Below are 17,411 nucleotides of genomic sequence, written 5' to 3' on the forward strand. Positions count from 1 at the left end.
CAACAACTGACTCATCCGTAGAGACTTGAAAACCTCCAAAGTTTGGCACGGGAAAACGAGAAGGCCCGCCAAGTGGCGGGCCCTAAGTTGTTACACAACGATTCGGTTATAACGGTTTTCCGCGGTTACCGTGCTGGCTGACAAAGGCCTGCATGGCTTTGAGGTCATTTGGCAAAACAGTGCAGCGCTCGTCGCGCTCGAACAAATCAGACAAATGTGCAGGCAGCTCAAGCGCTTTTCCTACGCCTGCCTTCTCCACTGCCTCAGGGAATTTGACCGGATGGGCAGTGCCCAGGATCACCATTGGCGTGTCGAGGCTACGACGGCAATCGCGTGCGGCCTTGACGCCGATTGCGGTGTGCGGATCCAGCACTTCACCGGTACGTGCAAACACTTCGGCGATGGTTTCGCAGGTCTGTTCGTCGCTGACCGCCAGCGAGTCGAACAGCTTGCGTGTTTCGGTCCAGCGATCTTCATCGACACTGAAACCGCCACCCTGCTTGAAGGTGTCCATCAGACCGGCAATGGCTGCACCACTGCGACCATGCATATCGAACAGCAGACGCTCGAAGTTCGACGACACCATGATGTCCATCGAAGGCGACAGCGTGGCGTGCAGGGTTTCCTTGACGTACTGATTGCCGCTCATGAAGCGGTGCAGGATGTCGTTGCGGTTGGTCGCGACGATCAGTTGATTGACCGGCAGCCCCATGTTGCGTGCCAGGTAACCGGCGAAGATGTCGCCGAAGTTGCCGGTAGGCACCGAGAACGATACCGAACGTGCCGGGCCGCCCAACTGCAGGGCCGCGTGGAAGTAGTAGACGATCTGGGCCATGATCCGCGCCCAGTTGATCGAGTTGACCGCTACCAGACGGGTGCCCTTGAGGAAGCCCTGGTCAGCGAAGCTGGCCTTGACCATTTCCTGGCAGTCGTCGAAGTTGCCTTCGATGGCGATGTTGTGGATGTTGTCGCCGAAGATGGTGGTCATCTGGCGGCGCTGAACGTCCGAAACACGCTTGTTGGGGTGCAGGATGAAGATATCGACGTTGTCGCAACGACGGCAGCCTTCAATCGCCGCAGAGCCGGTATCACCGGAAGTGGCACCGATGATGACCACTCGCTCGCCACGCTTGGCCAGCACGTAATCCAGCAGACGGCCGAGCAATTGCAGGGCGAAGTCCTTGAACGCCAGGGTCGGGCCGTGGAACAGCTCAAGTACCCACTCGTTGCCGCCCAGCTGGCGCAGCGGCGCAACCGAACTGTGGGCGAATACGCCGTAGGTTTCTTCGAGGATCTTCTTGAAGTCGGCATCCGGGATGCAGCCATCCACGAAAGGACGCATGACCCGGAAAGCCAGCTCGTGATACGGCAGGCCAGCCCAGGAAGCGATTTCTTCCTGAGTGAAACGTGGCAGGTTTTCCGGCACGTACAGGCCGCCATCGCTGGCGAGACCTGCAAGCAACACATCTTCAAAATTCAACGCTGGCGCCTGGCCGCGGGTACTGATGTAGCGCATTTTTTTCAAACCTTTGGTTTGAGCTGCAAGTTTCAAGCTACACGCTTCAAGCAAGAGCACACGGGCTTCTGACTTGCAGCTTGCAGCTTGTCGCTTGCCGCTATCAATTAATTCAGATGTTCGACACGAATCCGCACAACGGGGCCTACCACATCCTGCAAGGCTTCAAGCGCCGTGATCGCATCGTTCATGCGCTGCTCGCGTACGCGGTGCGTCAGCAGAATCATCGGAACCAGGCCGTCCTGTTCTTCGACTTCCTTCTGCATGATCGATTCAATATTGATGCCACGTTCGGACAGGATGCTTGCAACCTGCGCCAGCACGCCCGGATGGTCCTTGGCCTGGATGCGCAGATAATAGGCACTTTCGCACGCCTCGATCGGCAGGATCGGGTGAGCGGACAGCGAATCGGGCTGGAACGCCAGGTGAGGTACGCGATTTTCAGGGTCGGAAGTCATGGCACGCACGACGTCCACCAGATCCGCCACCACGGAAGAAGCCGTTGGCTCCATGCCGGCACCAGCACCGTAGAACAGGGTCGAACCCGAAGCATCGCCATTGACCATGACAGCGTTCATCACGCCATTGACGTTGGCAATCAGGCGATCGGCCGGGATCAGCGTCGGGTGAACCCGCAGCTCGATACCCTGCTCCGTGCTGCGGGCAACGCCCAGGTGCTTGATGCGATAGCCCAGGGCTTCGGCGTAGTTCACGTCGGCAGTGGTCAGCTTGGTGATGCCTTCGGTGTAGGCCTTGTCGAACTGCAACGGGATACCGAATGCAATGGAAGCCAGAATCGTCAGCTTGTGGGCTGCGTCGATGCCTTCCACGTCGAAGGTCGGATCGGCTTCGGCGTAACCCAGGGCCTGGGCTTCAGCCAGGACGTCCGGGAAAGTACGGCCTTTCTCGCGCATTTCGGTGAGGATGAAGTTACCGGTGCCGTTGATGATCCCGGCAACCCAGTTGATACGGTTTGCCGACAGGCCTTCACGGATGGCCTTGATGACCGGGATACCGCCCGCAACAGCGGCTTCGAAGGCCACGATCACGCCCTTTTCACGGGCCTTGGCGAAGATTTCATTGCCATGTACCGCGATCAGCGCCTTGTTGGCGGTCACCACGTGCTTGCCGTTTTCGATGGCCTTGAGCACCAGCTCACGGGCGACGGTGTAGCCACCGATCAGCTCGACGACGATATCGATTTCAGGATTTTCCGCCACGGCGAATACGTCGCTGGTGGTGGGTGTACCGGTAATCTGGCAGTTGGGGTTTGGTGTACGAACCGCAATTTGCGCAACTTCGATTCCACGCCCGGCACGGCGGGCAATCTCCTCGGCGTTACGCTGAAGTACGTTAAAGGTACCGCCACCGACAGTACCCAGCCCACAGATGCCTACTTTGACCGGTTTCACTGATGAACTCCCCGAAAAACGGCCGCACCGAAGTCGGCCGTGGAAAACAGCCGCATGTCACCATGCGACTCCAATTTTTTAGCGGGGTGACGCCAAGGCGTCACCCCATGCCCATGAGGCTTTCCTGACCAGACTGTGACGATGCAGGATTATTTGGCACCCAGCGCCAGCTTGGCAATCTGGGCAGCCGGCTGATAACCAGGAATCAGCTGGCCATCAGCCAGAACAATGGCCGGCGTACCGTTCACGCCAATCGACTGGCCCATTGCAAATTGTTTGGTCACCGGGTTCTCGCACTTCGGCGCCTTGATGTCCTTGCCATCGACCATGCGGTCCATGGCTTCCTTGCGATCCTTGGAGCACCAGACCGCCTGCAGTTGCTGGTCGCCCGGCGAGCCCAGACCCTGACGCGGGAAAGCCAGGTAGCGAACCTCGATCCCCATCTTGTTCAACTGCCCTACTTCCTCATGCAGCTTGTGGCAATAAGGGCAGGTGGTGTCGGTGAAAACGGTGATGTGCGACTTGGTTTCGCCAATGGCCGGATAAACCACCATCTCGGCGGCTGGAACGCCATTGATGGTCTTCGAGATCGCCTGACGCTCGGTCTTCTCGGTCAGGTTGACCGGCTTGCCGTCCTGGATCTGGAACAGGTAACCCTGCACCACGAACTGGCCGTCGGCACTGGCATAAAGAACGCGGCCGCCCTTGAGCTTGACTTCATAGAGGCCATTGAGCGGGCTGGCTGCAATGCTTTCTACAGGCAACTCCAGTTGAAGCGATTCCAGCGTCTTGCGAATGGCTTGATCGGGTACTGCATCGGCCACGGCAAAGGCACTGAAAGAGCCGGCCAGGGCAACAATGGCGGCAGCAAAAATATGAGGCAAGCGCATGAAAACTCCTATAACGGCGGACAGACCGGCGGCGCTGAAAAACACTGACGCCGACTTCAGTCTGTGAAACCGCCAAAGCCTATCACATAAGGCCTGTAACACCGACCCGGACAAACACAACTTAAATCAGGATCAGCCCCGTGGATGGTGCCTGGCATGCATCTCTTGCAAGCGAGCCCGGGCAACATGGGTATAAATCTGTGTCGTGGACAGATCACTGTGACCCAGCAACATCTGGACGACCCGCAAGTCGGCACCATGATTGAGCAAATGAGTGGCAAAGGCATGACGCAAGGTATGGGGCGACAGTGACTTGCTGATACCCGCGACCGCTGCCTGATGCTTGATGCGATGCCAGAAGGTCTGCCGCGTCATTTGCTCACCACGCAGGCTGGGAAACAGAACATCACTGGGACGTCCGCCCAGCAGCTCGTCACGAGCACCGCGCATGTACCGTTCGACCCAGACAATAGCCTCTTCTCCCATGGGCACCAACCTTTCCTTACTGCCCTTGCCCATGATTCTCAGGACACCCTGACGCAGATTGACCTGCTCCAGAGTCAGGCTGATGAGCTCAGTGACCCGCAGGCCACAGGCATAAAGCACCTCCAGCATCGCCCGGTCACGCTCACCGATCGGCTCGCTCAGATCAGGCGCCGCCAGCAGGGCTTCCACATCGGCTTCGGACAGGGATTTGGGCAGTGGCTTGCCCAGTTGCGGCATATCGATCAGCAAGGTCGGATCGACAGCGATCAGCCGCTCACGCAGCAGGTAGCGATAGAAACCACGGGCTCCGGACAGAAAGCGGGCCGTCGAACGGGGCTTGTAACCCTGATCCATTCGCCAGGACAGGTGATCGAGAATCACATCACGCCCGGCTTCGATCAGATCAACGTTGCGCTCCTGCAGCCAGCCATTGAACAGGGCCAGATCACTGCGATAAGAGTCACGGGTGTTATCGGACAAACCTTTTTCCAGCCAGAGCGCATCCAGAAAACGGTCGATCAGTGGGTGGTCGATAGCAGACATTTTCACTCGTAAGCCGTGTGGCGACAGATGAGTTGCATGATTAAACGACACACAACAAAAAAGCAGCCCGAAGGCTGCTTTTTTATGCATCGAAAGACTGTATCAGGACAGTTTTTCTTTGATGCGAGCTGCTTTACCGGACAGGTCACGCAGGTAGTACAGTTTGGCCTTGCGAACGTCGCCGCGACGTTTCACAGCCAGGCTGTCGATTTGCGGGCTGTAGGTCTGGAAAGTACGCTCAACGCCAACACCGTTGGAGATTTTACGAACAGTGAAAGCACTGTTCACGCCACGGTTACGCTTGGCGATTACAACGCCTTCAAACGCTTGCAGACGCGCGCGATCGCCTTCCTTTACTTTCACCTGAACGACGATGGTATCGCCTGGGGCAAAGGTAGGGATTTCTTTGGTCATCTGCTCTGCTTCGAGGGCAAGAATGATTTTGTTAGTCATGCTGGTGCTCCTAAGGTAATCCGTCTGGATCGACCATCGATACGTTAACTATCGTCCCGCTCGCGGATGTATTCCGCCAGCAGCTTCTTCTCTTCTCCAGAAAGCGAGCGGCTTTCCAGAAGATCGGCGCGTCGTTCATAGGTCCGCCCAAGGGACTGCTGTAAACGCCAACGCCGGATGTGCGCGTGATTGCCACTTAGCAACACGTCGGGAACACGCTGATCCGCATACACCTCAGGTCGGGTGTAGTGCGGGCAATCCAGCAGACCGTCCGTGAAGGAATCTTCCTCCGCGGAGTCCACATGCCCTAAAGCTCCAGGCAGCAGTCGCGTAACCGCGTCGATCAGCACCATTGCCGGTAGCTCGCCACCGGACAATACATAGTCGCCAATCGACCACTCTTCATCGACATGAGCATCAATAAAACGCTCGTCAATGCCTTCATAACGACCGGCGATGAGGATAATCGCTTCCTCCTGCGCCAGTTCGCGCACCGCAGACTGATTCAGCTTGCGGCCTTGTGGCGACAGGTAAATTACCTTCGCCGCATCTCCTGCAGCCTGCCTGGCCTGAACCAGAGCATCCTCAAGAGGCTTGATCTTCATCACCATGCCCGGACCACCGCCAAATGGGCGATCATCCACAGTGTGATGACGATCAGTGGTGTAGTCCCGCGGATTCCAACAAGTGAGCTGCAAGAGCCCCTGTTTCACCGCACGGCTGGTAATGCCGTATTCGCTGATGGCGGAAAACATCTCCGGGAACAAACTGATGACTTCTATGCGTAGGCTAGCCATGGCATTCAGAAGTCCGCATCCCAATCCACCTTCATCTCGCCGGCGTCAAGGTCGATTGCCAGCACGCATTGCTCCGTATAGGGCAACAGACGCTCGCGATCATCCAGACTGCCCGCGCAGGGCTTGACCACCATTACATCGTTCGAGCCGGTTTCAAGCAGGTGATCGATCTTGCCGAGCAATTGCCCGAGCGTGTCGATGACCTTCAGGCCTTCAAGCTGGTACCAGTAGTACTCGCCATCGTCCAGATCAGGGAACAGGCTACGCTGCACGCAGATTTCGCAACCGGACAGAAGACGAGCTTCGTCGCGATCATCGAGACCCTTGAGCTTTGCGACCAGGAACTTGCCTTGCAAGCGTCCGCTGACCAGCTCGACCTGTTTTTCCACCCGCCCTTCGCGCCGCAGCGTCCAGGTCGTGTAGTCCAGCAGGTTATCAATCGGATCCGTAAAGGAATAAACCTTCACTTCGCCGCGAACGCCATGAACCGAGAAAATCTTGCCTATGACGATCAGATCGTCGGCAGATGCAGGCGTCGCATTCATAGGTTTCAGGCCACGGCCTTAGCCTTGTTGTGCTCTTTGATCAACTGGGCAACGCGCTCGGAAGTCTGAGCGCCAACGCCCAGCCAGTAGTTCAGGCGTTCTTCGTTGACGGACAGACGAACTTCCTGACCACGAGCAATCGGGTTGAAGAAACCGATTTGTTCTTTGTGAGAACCGTCACGAGCGTTGCGGCTGTCGGTTACGGTCAGGTGGTAAAACGGGCGCTTTTTGGAGCCGCCAAGGGCAAGACGGATGGTTAGCATTGAACATCGTTCCTGTAGTCGGTGCTGCAAATCTAAGATGCACAGCGGGCATGGGTGCCCGAAAGGCCGCATATTCTAAGGAATATCCCGACTTTTGCAAATGACTTTTTCCGGCGCAGGCCGGCGTGCCATCCAGATTTGCAATGAAACTGTCGTGAGACAGCAGGTTGAGTCCCGCATGACGCGGGATTGCTGGAGGCCAGGCCTCCAGAATTGAATGCGCGCAAAGCCTCTTGCGCGCGACGCAATCACATTTTTGGCATGCCGCCGCCAGGGAACATTCCACCCATGCCGCGCATCATTTTTGCCATACCGCCCTTGGCGGAGAATTTCTTCATCATCTTCTGCATCTGCTTGTGCTGCTTGATCAGACGCCCGATGTCCTGAACCTGAGTACCCGAACCGATGGCGATACGGCGTTTGCGCGAACCGCTGATCAGATCCGGGTCACGACGCTCGGCCGGCGTCATCGAGTTGATGATGGCTTCCATCTGCTTGAACTGCTTCTCGGCCACGCCCTGGGCATTGCCCATCTGAGAAATGTTCATGCCACCGATACTGGGCAGTTTGTCCATGAGGCCGCCAAGGCCGCCCATACTCTTCATCTGTTGCAACTGATCGCGGAAATCTTCGAGGTCGAAGCCCTTGCCCTTCTTGAGCTTCTTGGCCAGTTTGTCGGCTTTCTCTTTATCCAGAGTCTGCTCGGCCTGCTCGATAAGGCTGAGGACGTCGCCCATGCCGAGAATTCGCGACGCGATACGATCCGGGTGGAACGGCTCCAGAGCTTCGCTCTTCTCCCCCATACCGATGAACTTGATCGGCTTGCCGGTAATCGCACGCACCGACAATGCAGCACCGCCGCGAGCATCGCCATCGACCTTGGTAAGAACCACACCGGTCAGCGGCAGCGCATCGCCGAACGCCTTGGCGGTGTTGGCCGCATCCTGACCGGTCATGGCATCGACCACGAACAGGGTTTCAGCCGGCTTCACCTCGGCATGCAACGCCTGGATCTCGGTCATCATCTCGGCATCGACGTGCAGGCGACCGGCGGTGTCGACGATCACGACATCGATGAACTTGAGTCTGGCTTCGCGGATGGCAGCCTGAGCTATATCCACAGGCTTCTGGCTGATATCGGAAGCGAAGAAAGTCACGCCGATATCATTGGCCAGGGTTTCAAGCTGCTTGATGGCCGCAGGACGATAGACGTCCACCGACACGACCATCACGGTTTTCTTCTTGCGCTCTTTAAGGAAGCGAGCAAGTTTGCCAGCAGTGGTGGTTTTACCCGCCCCCTGCAAACCGGCCATCAACACGACCGCCGGAGGCGTGACGTTAAGCACCAGGTCTTCGTTGGCCGCACCCATCAGGCTTTCGAGTTCGGCCTGAACGATCTTCACGAACGCCTGACCCGGTGTCAGGCTGCGCGACACCTCGGTGCCGACGGCACGCTCCTTGACGCTATTGACGAAGTCCTTGACCACCGGCAGGGCGACATCGGCTTCGAGCAAAGCCATGCGCACTTCGCGCAGGGTATCTTTGATGTTGTCCTCGGTCAGCTTGGCCTTGCCAGTTACGTGGCGCAGCGTCTGCGAGAGGCGGTCGGTAAGGTTTTCAAACATGCGCGATCCTTTCAGGCTCTGGTCGAACCCCGGTTGATGCGGCCCGGCCCGCAATAAAATGGCGCTCGGCGAGCCTTCGGCTTGAGCAGGTCGCGGATTATAGCGAAGACTCTGCGGAACTGACACCACGCTGACTGCTTATGTAGTCTTTCGTGAAATGTCGGTTCTATGCCAAACTCAGCGTCTTTCGGGCTCGTCCTTCAGGATCTATGTTCCCTCTAACACCCAGTCTGCTTTCAAGCCTCGCCGCCGCCAGCCTCTATGCCGCTGCGACCGTCTATCAGGGCGTACGCCTGAACCAGACCGCCAAACCCGACAAGCGGCTGCTTGTACTGCTCGGCACCCTGGCCGTCATTGCCCATGCCATCGGCCTTTATTCCCAACTGATGCGCCCGGCAGGCCTGGGGCTGGACTTCTTCAACTCAGCCAGTCTGATCGCCGTGTCAGTCATCGCCCTGACCCTGATCGCCACCACGCGAATTCCCGTGGAAAACCTGCTGGTGCTGCTGTTCCCGCTGGGCATGATCACCGCCCTGCTGGCCCAATACGCCCCGAGCGGCACCGTACAGCCGATCATTGAAGAGCCGGGCATTCTCAGCCACATCCTGCTTTCCATCCTGGCGTACGGCATGTTCACCATCGCGGTCTTCCAGGCGCTGCTGTTGCTGCTGCAGGATCACCAGCTCAAGAACAAGCATCCTTCCGGGCTGATCAAGAACTTCCCGCCACTGCAAACCATGGAAAGCCTGCTGTTCGGCTTCCTCTGGGCCGGCTGGACCCTGCTGTCGCTGTCGCTGATTTCCGGCTGGGTGTTCGTTGAGAACCTGTTTGCCCAGCATCTGGTACACAAGACCCTGCTCGCCTGCCTGGCCTGGGTGGTGTTCAGCGTTCTGCTGTGGGGGCGCAACCGTCTCGGCTGGCGCGGGCACAAAGCCATTCGCTGGACTCTGGGCGGCTTCTGCCTGCTGATGCTGGCCTATTTCGGCAGCAAGCTGGTACGTGAATTCATTCTGCATATCTGACGGGCGTCGATCATGGATAATCTGCCCCTCGGCCCACTTCTGGGTGTGCTGACCCTGCTGATGCTCTGGTCCGGTCTGCTGACCGCAGTCGAGACCGCTCATCATCTGCTCAAGACCTTGCGCGTCGGCAAGCGCCCCAACGAAGCCGCGGCCTTTCCCGAACTGGCTTTCGAGCTCAACAGCCTGATCCTGAGCAATACGCTGATCAAAACCCTGATCACCGTCATCGCCACACTGGTCGCCGTCAATAGCTGGCTATATAACGGCCCGACTATCGCGTGGCTCATCACCGCCGCAGCCATGCTGGTCTTTGCCGAACTTATCCCGCGTCGTCTTGCTGCCCGCTACCCTGTCGCCACGCTATTGCTGGGCAACGGGACACTGCGCATTCCAATGAAGATCGTCTGGCCGCTGGCCTGCGTTTTCAGCACGATTGCCAAATACCTGTTGCGCCTTTTCGGCGTTCGCAAGGTGACAGGCCTGGATCATGATCTGGATGATACCTCCCAGAAATCCGGTCATGACGGCGTACAGGAACATCATCCACGGGCCAATGTGCTGTCGGGCATCCACGCCCTGGACAGCATCACGGTCAATGACATTCTGATACCACGCAACGAAGTGGACGGCGTCAACCTCGACGACCCCATCGAACAGATCATCGAACGCCTGATCATTTCCCGACACACTCGCCTGCCGGTCTATCACAATGACATCAATCAGGTGCAGGGCGTCCTCAACACCCGCCAGATCAGCCACCTGCTGCCCAAGGCCGAGCTGACCAAGGAACAATTACTGGCTGTCTGCTACGAACCTTACTTCGTGCCCGAAAGCACGCCACTGCAGTTGCAACTGCTGAACTTCCACAAGCAGCAGCGTCGGCTCGGTGTGGTGGTGGACGAGTATGGCGAAGTACTCGGCATCGTCAGCCTGGAAGACATCCTCGAAGAGATCGTCGGCGAATTCGAGAACGAACAAAGCCTCAACAATCCCCACGTCACCCGTCAGGCGGACGGTCGCCTTGAAGTGGAAGGCGCTGCGTCGATTCGCGAACTGAACAAGAGCCTGGGCTGGCATCTGCCTTCCGACGGCCCCAAGACCCTGAACGGTCTGGTCACCGAAGCCCTGGAAACCATCCCCGAAGGTCCGGTCTGCCTGAAAATCGGCCCTTACCGGCTGGAAATCCTGGAAACCGAGGACAATCGCGTGAAGCGGGTCTTGATGTGGCAAAACGCTCCAAGCCTGGTTTTCAAGTAAACAGCCCGCAAGATGTTGCCACTTGTTTCGCAAGCGAAGCCCTTCCTATAATTGCTTCGCTTACCCAGCCAGCCGTAGCGCGTGCTACCCGCACCCAGCGCAGACGGCCAGTCATTCAGCCTGAACGACTCGCACCTTTCATGACACGCTCCCATCCACGAGCGCTGCCATTGCCCTCCAGCCCAACCGGGCCAATCTGATCAGCGCTGCGCCCACAATCACAAGAATGAACATTTGCCGCTGCGCGCCACGCACCGCAGGCAAGATGACTGTCAGGGATATCCGCATGACCAGCACCGCTACTCTCAGCGAAAACGACGACACCCAAACACCCCCCACCAACTCGCCAACCCGCGTTGCAACCGCCAGTTTCATTGGCACCGCCATCGAGTTCTACGACTTTTACGTCTACGCCACGGCTGCGGCACTGGTGATCGGCCCGGTGTTTTTTCCGCAGACCTCCGGCACCGCCCAGATGCTGTCGTCATTTCTGACCTTCGGCATCGCCTTCCTCGCTCGTCCGCTGGGGTCGGCACTGTTCGGCCATTTCGGCGACCGTATCGGACGCAAGTCGACGCTGGTCGCCTCATTACTGCTGATGGGTGTCTGCACCACCTTGATTGGCGTGCTGCCCGGCTACGCGACCATCGGAGCCTGGGCACCGATCATTCTCTGCCTGCTACGCTTCGGCCAGGGCCTGGGGCTTGGCGGCGAATGGGGTGGCGCCGCGCTGCTGGCGACTGAAAATGCGCCCAAAGGCAAACGAGCCTGGTTCGGCATGTTCCCGCAACTGGGGCCATCCATTGGTTTTCTGGCAGCCAACGGCCTGTTTCTGGCACTGGCGCTGACACTCAGCGACGAGCAATTCCGCTCGTGGGGCTGGCGGATTCCCTTCCTGCTCAGCGCCGCGCTGGTCATGGTCGGCCTGTATGTACGCCTGAAACTGGAAGAAACACCGGTCTTCGCCAAAGCCGTCGCACGCCATGAACGGGTCAAGATGCCGATCGTGGAAACCTTCAGCCAGCACTGGAAACCGATGCTGCTGGGTGCCGCCTCAATGGTCGTGTGCTACGCGCTGTTCTATATCTCGACGGTCTTCTCCCTGAGTTATGGGGTGTCGACCCTGGGCTATAGCCGGGAAACCTTTCTGGGCCTGCTGTGCTTTGCGGTGCTGTTCATGGCGGCGGCCACGCCTCTTTCGGCCTGGGCAAGCGATCGCTTCGGGCGCAAGCCGGTGCTGATTGTCGGCGGTGTACTGGCGATTCTCTCGGGCTTTCTCATGGAACCGCTGCTCACCCACGGCACGACCTGGGGTGTTGCGCTGTTCCTGTGTATCGAGCTGTTCCTGATGGGCGTGACCTTCGCCCCCATGGGCGCACTGTTGCCGGAACTGTTCCCGACCCAGGTACGTTACACCGGCGCATCGGCAGCCTATAACCTGGGCGGAATCGTCGGCGCATCCGTCGCCCCGTTCTTTGCACAGAAACTGGTGGCGATGGGCGGCTTGAGCTGGGTTGGCGGGTATGTGTCGGCAGCAGCACTGATCAGCCTGCTGGCTGTGCTGTGCCTGAAAGAGACGAGAGACAGAGAACTCTGAAGAAAGCAGTAGGAGCGAATTTATTCGCGAAGTCTTCGCGAATGAATTCGCTCCCACACAGAGCAGTTACAGGATGACGTTTACCGCCGCCGAAGCACGGGTCGCCTTGGCGCGGGCGGCTTCGATGGACTCATCACGGGCCAGGGCTACGCCCATGCGTCGCTGGCCGTTGACTTCAGGCTTGCCAAACAGACGCAAAGCCGTATCCGGCTCGGCCAGTGCAGCACCCAGGTTGGCGAAAGCGGTTTGTGTGGACTGACCTTCAACCAGAATCACCGACGAAGCCGATGGCCCGAACTGACGGATCAACGGTACAGGCAGGCCCAGAATAGCGCGGGCATGCAGTGCGAACTGAGACAGGTCCTGGGAAATCAGGGTTACCAGACCAGTGTCATGCGGGCGCGGCGACACTTCGCTGAACCATACCTGATCACCCTTGATGAACAACTCGACACCAAAGATACCGCGACCGCCCAACGCCTCGGTCACCGCCTTGGCAACGCGCTCGGACTCGGCCAGTGCAACCGGGCTCATGGCCTGTGGCTGCCAGGACTCCTGATAGTCGCCCTTCTCCTGGCGATGACCAACCGGCGCACAGAACGTGGTGCCGCCCACATGGCGTACGGTCAGTAGTGTGATTTCGTAATCGAAATCGATAAAACCTTCCACGATCACGCGGCCCTTGCCGGCACGACCGCCTTCCTGCGCGTAGTCCCAGGCCTTCTGGATATCATCGGCGGTCTTGAGCAGGCTCTGACCCTTGCCCGACGAACTCATGACCGGCTTGACCACGCAAGGGAAGCCCAGGTCCAGGACCGCGTTGCTGTAGTCCTCGAAGGTATCGGCAAAGTGGTACGGCGACGTCGGCAGCTTGAGTTCTTCGGCAGCCAGACGACGAATGCCTTCACGGTTCATGGTCAGTTGCGCAGCACGGGCCGTCGGGATGACGGTGAAACCTTCGGACTCAAGCTCGACCAGGGTAGCGGTCGCGATGGCTTCGATTTCCGGAACGATGAAGTGCGGCTTCTCGGCCTCAACCACCGCACGCAGCGCAGCACCGTCCAGCATGTTGATCACATGGCTGCGATGGGCGACCTGCATGGCAGGCGCATCGGCATAACGGTCAACAGCGATCACTTCGACGCCCAGGCGTTGCAGCTCGATCACTACTTCCTTGCCCAGCTCGCCACTGCCGCAGAACAATACGCGATTCGCGGTAGGCGACAGTGGAGTTCCGATTTGAGTCATCTCAGGTCCTCGTGAAGCAGATATCGATGGTAACCCGCCGTATGCGAGCGACCGCTTTGAAGAAAGGCGCGCAATTTACCACGAAGCCCTGCAAATAGGGGCTCAACCCGGACAAGCGTTCTTGCGGATACGCCAGGCCATGATCAGCCAGACAGCCGTCACGCCCGCGAACTTGGAGCCCAGGGCTGTCAGGATGACCGGCGCCGTCAAGGCATCGATCAGGCCGAAAAAGATAAAGGTGTCCAGCGGAATACTCAGGGCCGAACTGATCCACAGCCGGTCATGCAACGGGCGCCTGGTGATGCTGAACACCAGCCAGTCGATGCACTCGGAAACCGCGAACGCCGTGGCGCTGGCCAGCGCGATGGCCGGCTCGCTGGTGACATAAGACAGCAGCAATGCCACCAGCATGGCCAGAATCGCGCCGTGGCCGAAACGGGTCTGCACCATATCGCGCAGCACAAACACCAGCCCGCCCCACGCTGACCAGATGATGTCCAGATGTGGCGCCGTGGAAAAGGCGAAGTTGATCAGCACGACACTGCTGATGTAGGCGATCAGAAACAGCATGGGAAAGGTGTCTTGGGAAAAACGGGGTTGCAATGGTAGCAGAATGAGGAATTCGCTACGCATGCGGGAGGCGGCTTGCCGGCGACAGGGCTGACAAAAGCGAATTCATTCGCGAAAAACAGCCCACACCACCCCGCTCGCCTTGGCCCGCTCATGGCACAAGCCCAGCACCGCCCGCCGCTCGTCATTGCTCATGCGGCTCCAGCCAGTGATCTCGGCGACCGTTCGCTGACAGCCAGTGCAGATATCATCTTCGTCCAGCGCACAGATGCTGACGCAGGGCGAGCGGACGGGTTTTTCCGGAATGGATTCAGTGCTCATCAATCTTCCTGCACGGCCAGGTCGCGGGCGTAACGCTGGGCATTGTGGACATAATGCGCGGCGCTGGCTTCAAGCATTTTCTTCTGCACGTCGGTGAGCTCGCGTACCACCTTGCCCGGCGACCCCATCACCAGAGAGCCATCGGGGATGACCTTGCCTTCGCCGATCAGCGAGTTGGCGCCGATGATGCAGTATTTGCCGATCTTTGCGCCGTTGAGAATCACCGAGTTGATGCCGATCAGGCTGTAATCGTCAACGCTGCAACCGTGCAGCATGACGTTATGACCAATGGTGACACCTTTGCCGATGTTCAGCGGCGAGCCCATGTCGGTGTGCATCACCGTGCCATCCTGCACGTTGCTGTTTTCGCCGATATGGATCAATTCGTTATCGCCCCGCAGCACGGCATTGAACCAGACGCTCGCGCCGGCCTCCAGCTTGACCTTGCCGATCAGGACCGCATTGGGCGCGACCCAGCTGTGTGGATCGGTCTGGACACGGGAGTCTCCCAGGCGATATTTCATGGTGTTTCCTCAGGCTGATGACCGCACTCACGGGTGCAGTTCGTTATGAATGACGGCTCAGGTGGTGGATCGCTCGGGCGGATGGTGCAGGCTGATTTTCGCGTCATACAGCACATTGACCAGCTCGACGATCATGATCGCCGTCAGCCCCCAGATCTTGTATCCGCCGTAACGATAGCTCGGTACGTACCAACTGCGACCGTCATAATCGATCCGGTGCGTGTGCTCACGCGTGTCCTGGCGGAAGAACTCCAACGGCACACTGAATACGGCAGCGATTTCGGCATCGTTGGGGCGGTATTCGACAAAATCGGGAATCACGCCGACATAAGGCGTGACCTTGATCCCATGTTTGGAGATCAGCGGGCTGAGAGGACCGACAATCTCGACAAGGCCGGGCGGCAGGCCGATTTCTTCCTCCGCCTCGCGCAGGGCCGTGAATACCAGATCGGGATCTTCCGGATCGCGTCGCCCGCCCGGAAACGCCACCTCCCCACCGTGGGTGGAAAGCCCGCTGGCACGCAAGGTCAGGATCAACTCGGGCTCGTCACTGCGCGTGACCGGCACCAACACCGCCGCCTCGGGGAAACTTCGATCCGACTCAAGAATATCTGGCGTATGACTGCTGACACGCAGAAGTAGCTCATCCAGCATGGGAAATCTCGATCTGTTGCACTCTTGGCATCATGCACCAAAGCGACGAACTGCCCAACCCCTTGCAGGACGGTCATACAATCGCGAAACTTGCAGATCCGCCCTGCCGCAAGCCAGGATAGTGTCTGCTTTAACGGATCGAACGAACCCATGAAATTCTGCAGCCAGTGCGGTAACCCGGTCATCTTGCGCATTCCCGAAGGCGATAGCCGCCTGCGCCATGTATGCGAGCATTGCCACACCATCCATTATCAGAACCCGAATATCGTGGCTGGCTGCCTTGTGACACAAGGTGAAAAGGTCTTGCTGTGCCGCCGCGCCATTGAACCGCGCCTGGGTTTCTGGACCTTGCCGGCCGGTTTCATGGAGAACGGCGAAACCATCGAGCAGGCGGCGCGACGCGAAACCATCGAGGAAGCCTGCGCCACGCTGACCGACCTGCATCTGTATGCGCTGATCGACGTGCCGCACATCAATCAGGTGCATGTGTTCTACCGCGCCGAACTGGCCACTCCAGAATTCGCCGCCGGGGTCGAAAGCCTTGAGGTGCAATTATTCGACGAAGCCGACATTCCATGGCAGGACCTGGCTTTCATGACAGTCAGGCGTACCCTAGAATACTTCTTCGCGGACAGACGCCAGCAGGTTTACCCGGTACACACCAGCGCCCTGCCAGCTTCGCGCCCGATCCAGGACACATAAACAATCCGGCACTCAGGTGCCTTCAGGGATACCGCAATGCGTTGGCTGTTCGCTTTCTTCTGCATGTCGTTCGTTCCGCTGTCGCAGGCGGCCTTTACCCAGACCATCGTGCCCAAGGGCAGCGAACAGAAAATCATCGATCACAAGGTCATCAATACCCAGAGCCTTGCTGACAAGAAAATCGACAAGGTGCTGGTGCTCAAATCCGCACGTCAGCTGCAATTGATCAGCGGCGGCGAAGCGCTAAAGACCTATCGCATTTCCCTGGGCAGAAACCCCAAGGGCACCAAGCTGCAGGAAGGTGACCAGCGCACGCCGGAAGGTTTCTACTGGATCGACTGGCGCAAGCCCAGCAACAATTACAATCTGTCGATGCACATTTCCTACCCGAACATTTCAGATGCGGCACGCGCACGCCGTGAAGGCGTCAAGCCCGGCAGCATGATCATGCTGCATGGCACGCCTGTGGACGAAGAATATCCGGAGTGGTATTTCCATACCCTGGACTGGACCAATGGCTGCATCGCGCTGAAGAACAACGATATGCGCGAGGTCTGGGATCTGGTGAAGGACGGCACGATGATCGAGATTCGGCCGTAGCCTTACAGGTGAGGCAGGAGCGAATTCATTCGCTCCCACTGCATTTTAAAAAATCTTTTTACGGGTGTTTCTAAAACGCTTCCAGCCGCCAGACTTCATAAGCTGGCGTTTCGTATGGATGGCTCTGCTTAAGAGCCATCACTGCCTGATGAATGAACTCATCAGCCACGACCATCTCGACTTTCCATTCCTCGACCGTTTCGACCATGCCACCCTGCCCGATAAATGGCTGACTGCCATCCAGCGGGCGGAACTGGCCTTGGCCGAGCACTTCCCATGAACAGTGATCGTAAGCGCCGATTCGCCCTGCACCAGCGGCGAATACGGCGTTCTTGACCTGCTCCACATGGCTTGCGGGCACGAAGAAGGCAAGCTTGTACATCGGG

The 17,411-nt window shown here is 58.3% G+C and carries 20 protein-coding genes; 5 read left to right on the forward strand and 15 right to left on the reverse strand.

The genetic code is table 11. The features are described from left to right. Window positions 1–106: 106 nt before the first annotated feature. The 9 genes from thrC to ffh form a co-directional block, all read right to left on the reverse strand. Complete coding sequence (gene thrC, locus CKW23_RS03875) at window positions 107–1,516, reverse strand: threonine synthase (RefSeq protein ID WP_025258891.1); 1,410 nt, start codon at window positions 1,514–1,516, stop codon at window positions 107–109. A gap of 107 nt (window positions 1,517–1,623) precedes the next feature. Further along, window positions 1,624–2,928, reverse strand: coding sequence for a homoserine dehydrogenase (locus CKW23_RS03880; protein WP_025258890.1), 1,305 nt, complete (start codon window positions 2,926–2,928; stop codon window positions 1,624–1,626). Between the two features lie 149 nt (window positions 2,929–3,077). Further along, window positions 3,078–3,818 (reverse strand): bifunctional protein-disulfide isomerase/oxidoreductase DsbC, encoded by a 741-nt coding sequence (dsbC, locus tag CKW23_RS03885; protein ID WP_095067057.1) that lies wholly within the window; start codon window positions 3,816–3,818, stop codon window positions 3,078–3,080. A gap of 132 nt (window positions 3,819–3,950) precedes the next feature. Then, window positions 3,951–4,847, reverse strand: a complete 897-nt coding sequence (xerD, locus tag CKW23_RS03890; RefSeq protein ID WP_025258888.1) for a site-specific tyrosine recombinase XerD — start codon at window positions 4,845–4,847, stop codon at window positions 3,951–3,953. 102 nt (window positions 4,848–4,949) lie between these two features. Then, a complete protein-coding gene (rplS, locus tag CKW23_RS03895) occupies window positions 4,950–5,300 on the reverse strand; it encodes a 50S ribosomal protein L19 (RefSeq protein ID WP_025258887.1) in 351 nt (116 codons plus the stop codon). A 44-nt stretch (window positions 5,301–5,344) separates the two neighbouring features. Then, the gene (gene trmD / locus CKW23_RS03900) at window positions 5,345–6,097 is read right to left on the reverse strand and encodes a tRNA (guanosine(37)-N1)-methyltransferase TrmD (RefSeq protein WP_025258886.1); all 753 of its coding nucleotides are present in this window, start codon (window positions 6,095–6,097) and stop codon (window positions 5,345–5,347) included. 5 nt (window positions 6,098–6,102) lie between these two features. Then, on the reverse strand, window positions 6,103–6,642 hold the full coding sequence (gene rimM / locus CKW23_RS03905) for a ribosome maturation factor RimM (protein WP_025258885.1): 540 nt from the start codon (window positions 6,640–6,642) through the stop codon (window positions 6,103–6,105). 5 nt (window positions 6,643–6,647) lie between these two features. Continuing rightward, window positions 6,648–6,905: a 30S ribosomal protein S16 gene (gene rpsP, locus CKW23_RS03910; protein ID WP_095067058.1), complete on the reverse strand. Its 258-nt coding sequence runs from the start codon at window positions 6,903–6,905 to the stop codon at window positions 6,648–6,650. A 248-nt stretch (window positions 6,906–7,153) separates the two neighbouring features. Then, the gene (gene ffh, locus CKW23_RS03915) at window positions 7,154–8,530 is read right to left on the reverse strand and encodes a signal recognition particle protein (protein WP_025258883.1); all 1,377 of its coding nucleotides are present in this window, start codon (window positions 8,528–8,530) and stop codon (window positions 7,154–7,156) included. Window positions 8,531–8,739: 209 nt separating this feature from the next. On the opposite strand from ffh, the gene CKW23_RS03920 reads away from it, so the two are divergent. The 3 genes from CKW23_RS03920 to CKW23_RS03930 all read left to right on the forward strand — a co-directional run bounded on the left by CKW23_RS03920 (window position 8,740) and on the right by CKW23_RS03930 (window position 12,406). After that, complete coding sequence (locus CKW23_RS03920) at window positions 8,740–9,552, forward strand: inner membrane protein YpjD (RefSeq protein ID WP_025258882.1); 813 nt, start codon at window positions 8,740–8,742, stop codon at window positions 9,550–9,552. Between the two features lie 12 nt (window positions 9,553–9,564). After that, window positions 9,565–10,809, forward strand: coding sequence for a transporter associated domain-containing protein (locus CKW23_RS03925; RefSeq protein ID WP_025258881.1), 1,245 nt, complete (start codon window positions 9,565–9,567; stop codon window positions 10,807–10,809). A 286-nt stretch (window positions 10,810–11,095) separates the two neighbouring features. Continuing rightward, complete coding sequence (locus CKW23_RS03930) at window positions 11,096–12,406, forward strand: MFS transporter (protein ID WP_025258880.1); 1,311 nt, start codon at window positions 11,096–11,098, stop codon at window positions 12,404–12,406. 66 nt (window positions 12,407–12,472) lie between these two features. Here the strand turns inward: CKW23_RS03930 and purT are convergent, their stop codons facing one another. The 5 genes from purT to CKW23_RS03955 all read right to left on the reverse strand — a co-directional run bounded on the left by purT (window position 12,473) and on the right by CKW23_RS03955 (window position 15,723). Further along, a complete protein-coding gene (gene purT / locus CKW23_RS03935; protein ID WP_095067059.1) occupies window positions 12,473–13,654 on the reverse strand; it encodes a formate-dependent phosphoribosylglycinamide formyltransferase in 1,182 nt (393 codons plus the stop codon). Between the two features lie 102 nt (window positions 13,655–13,756). After that, window positions 13,757–14,224 (reverse strand): VUT family protein, encoded by a 468-nt coding sequence (locus CKW23_RS03940; RefSeq protein WP_025258878.1) that lies wholly within the window; start codon window positions 14,222–14,224, stop codon window positions 13,757–13,759. A gap of 105 nt (window positions 14,225–14,329) precedes the next feature. After that, the gene (locus tag CKW23_RS03945) at window positions 14,330–14,545 is read right to left on the reverse strand and encodes a DUF1289 domain-containing protein (protein WP_025258877.1); all 216 of its coding nucleotides are present in this window, start codon (window positions 14,543–14,545) and stop codon (window positions 14,330–14,332) included. After that, window positions 14,545–15,069, reverse strand: a complete 525-nt coding sequence (locus tag CKW23_RS03950; protein ID WP_095067060.1) for a gamma carbonic anhydrase family protein — start codon at window positions 15,067–15,069, stop codon at window positions 14,545–14,547. The genes CKW23_RS03945 and CKW23_RS03950 overlap by 1 nt, the downstream gene beginning before the upstream one ends. 57 nt (window positions 15,070–15,126) lie before the next feature. After that, the gene (locus tag CKW23_RS03955) at window positions 15,127–15,723 is read right to left on the reverse strand and encodes a CoA pyrophosphatase (RefSeq protein ID WP_095067061.1); all 597 of its coding nucleotides are present in this window, start codon (window positions 15,721–15,723) and stop codon (window positions 15,127–15,129) included. Between the two features lie 150 nt (window positions 15,724–15,873). On the opposite strand from CKW23_RS03955, the gene CKW23_RS03960 reads away from it, so the two are divergent. Both CKW23_RS03960 and CKW23_RS03965 read left to right on the forward strand, forming a co-directional pair. Then, entirely contained in the window at window positions 15,874–16,425 is a 552-nt protein-coding gene (locus tag CKW23_RS03960; protein WP_025258874.1) for an NUDIX hydrolase, read from the forward strand. Between the two features lie 36 nt (window positions 16,426–16,461). Next, complete coding sequence (locus CKW23_RS03965; protein WP_025258873.1) at window positions 16,462–17,025, forward strand: murein L,D-transpeptidase family protein; 564 nt, start codon at window positions 16,462–16,464, stop codon at window positions 17,023–17,025. A gap of 70 nt (window positions 17,026–17,095) precedes the next feature. Here CKW23_RS03965 and CKW23_RS03970 read toward each other — a convergent pair whose 3' ends face one another. Continuing rightward, on the reverse strand, window positions 17,096–17,407 hold the full coding sequence (locus CKW23_RS03970) for a YqfO family protein (RefSeq protein ID WP_095067062.1): 312 nt from the start codon (window positions 17,405–17,407) through the stop codon (window positions 17,096–17,098). Window positions 17,408–17,411: the final 4 nt, after the last annotated feature.

It is taken from the genome of Pseudomonas sp. Irchel 3A18 (assembly GCF_900187465.1).
Taxonomy (GTDB): Bacteria; Pseudomonadota; Gammaproteobacteria; order Pseudomonadales; family Pseudomonadaceae; genus Aquipseudomonas; species Aquipseudomonas cichorii.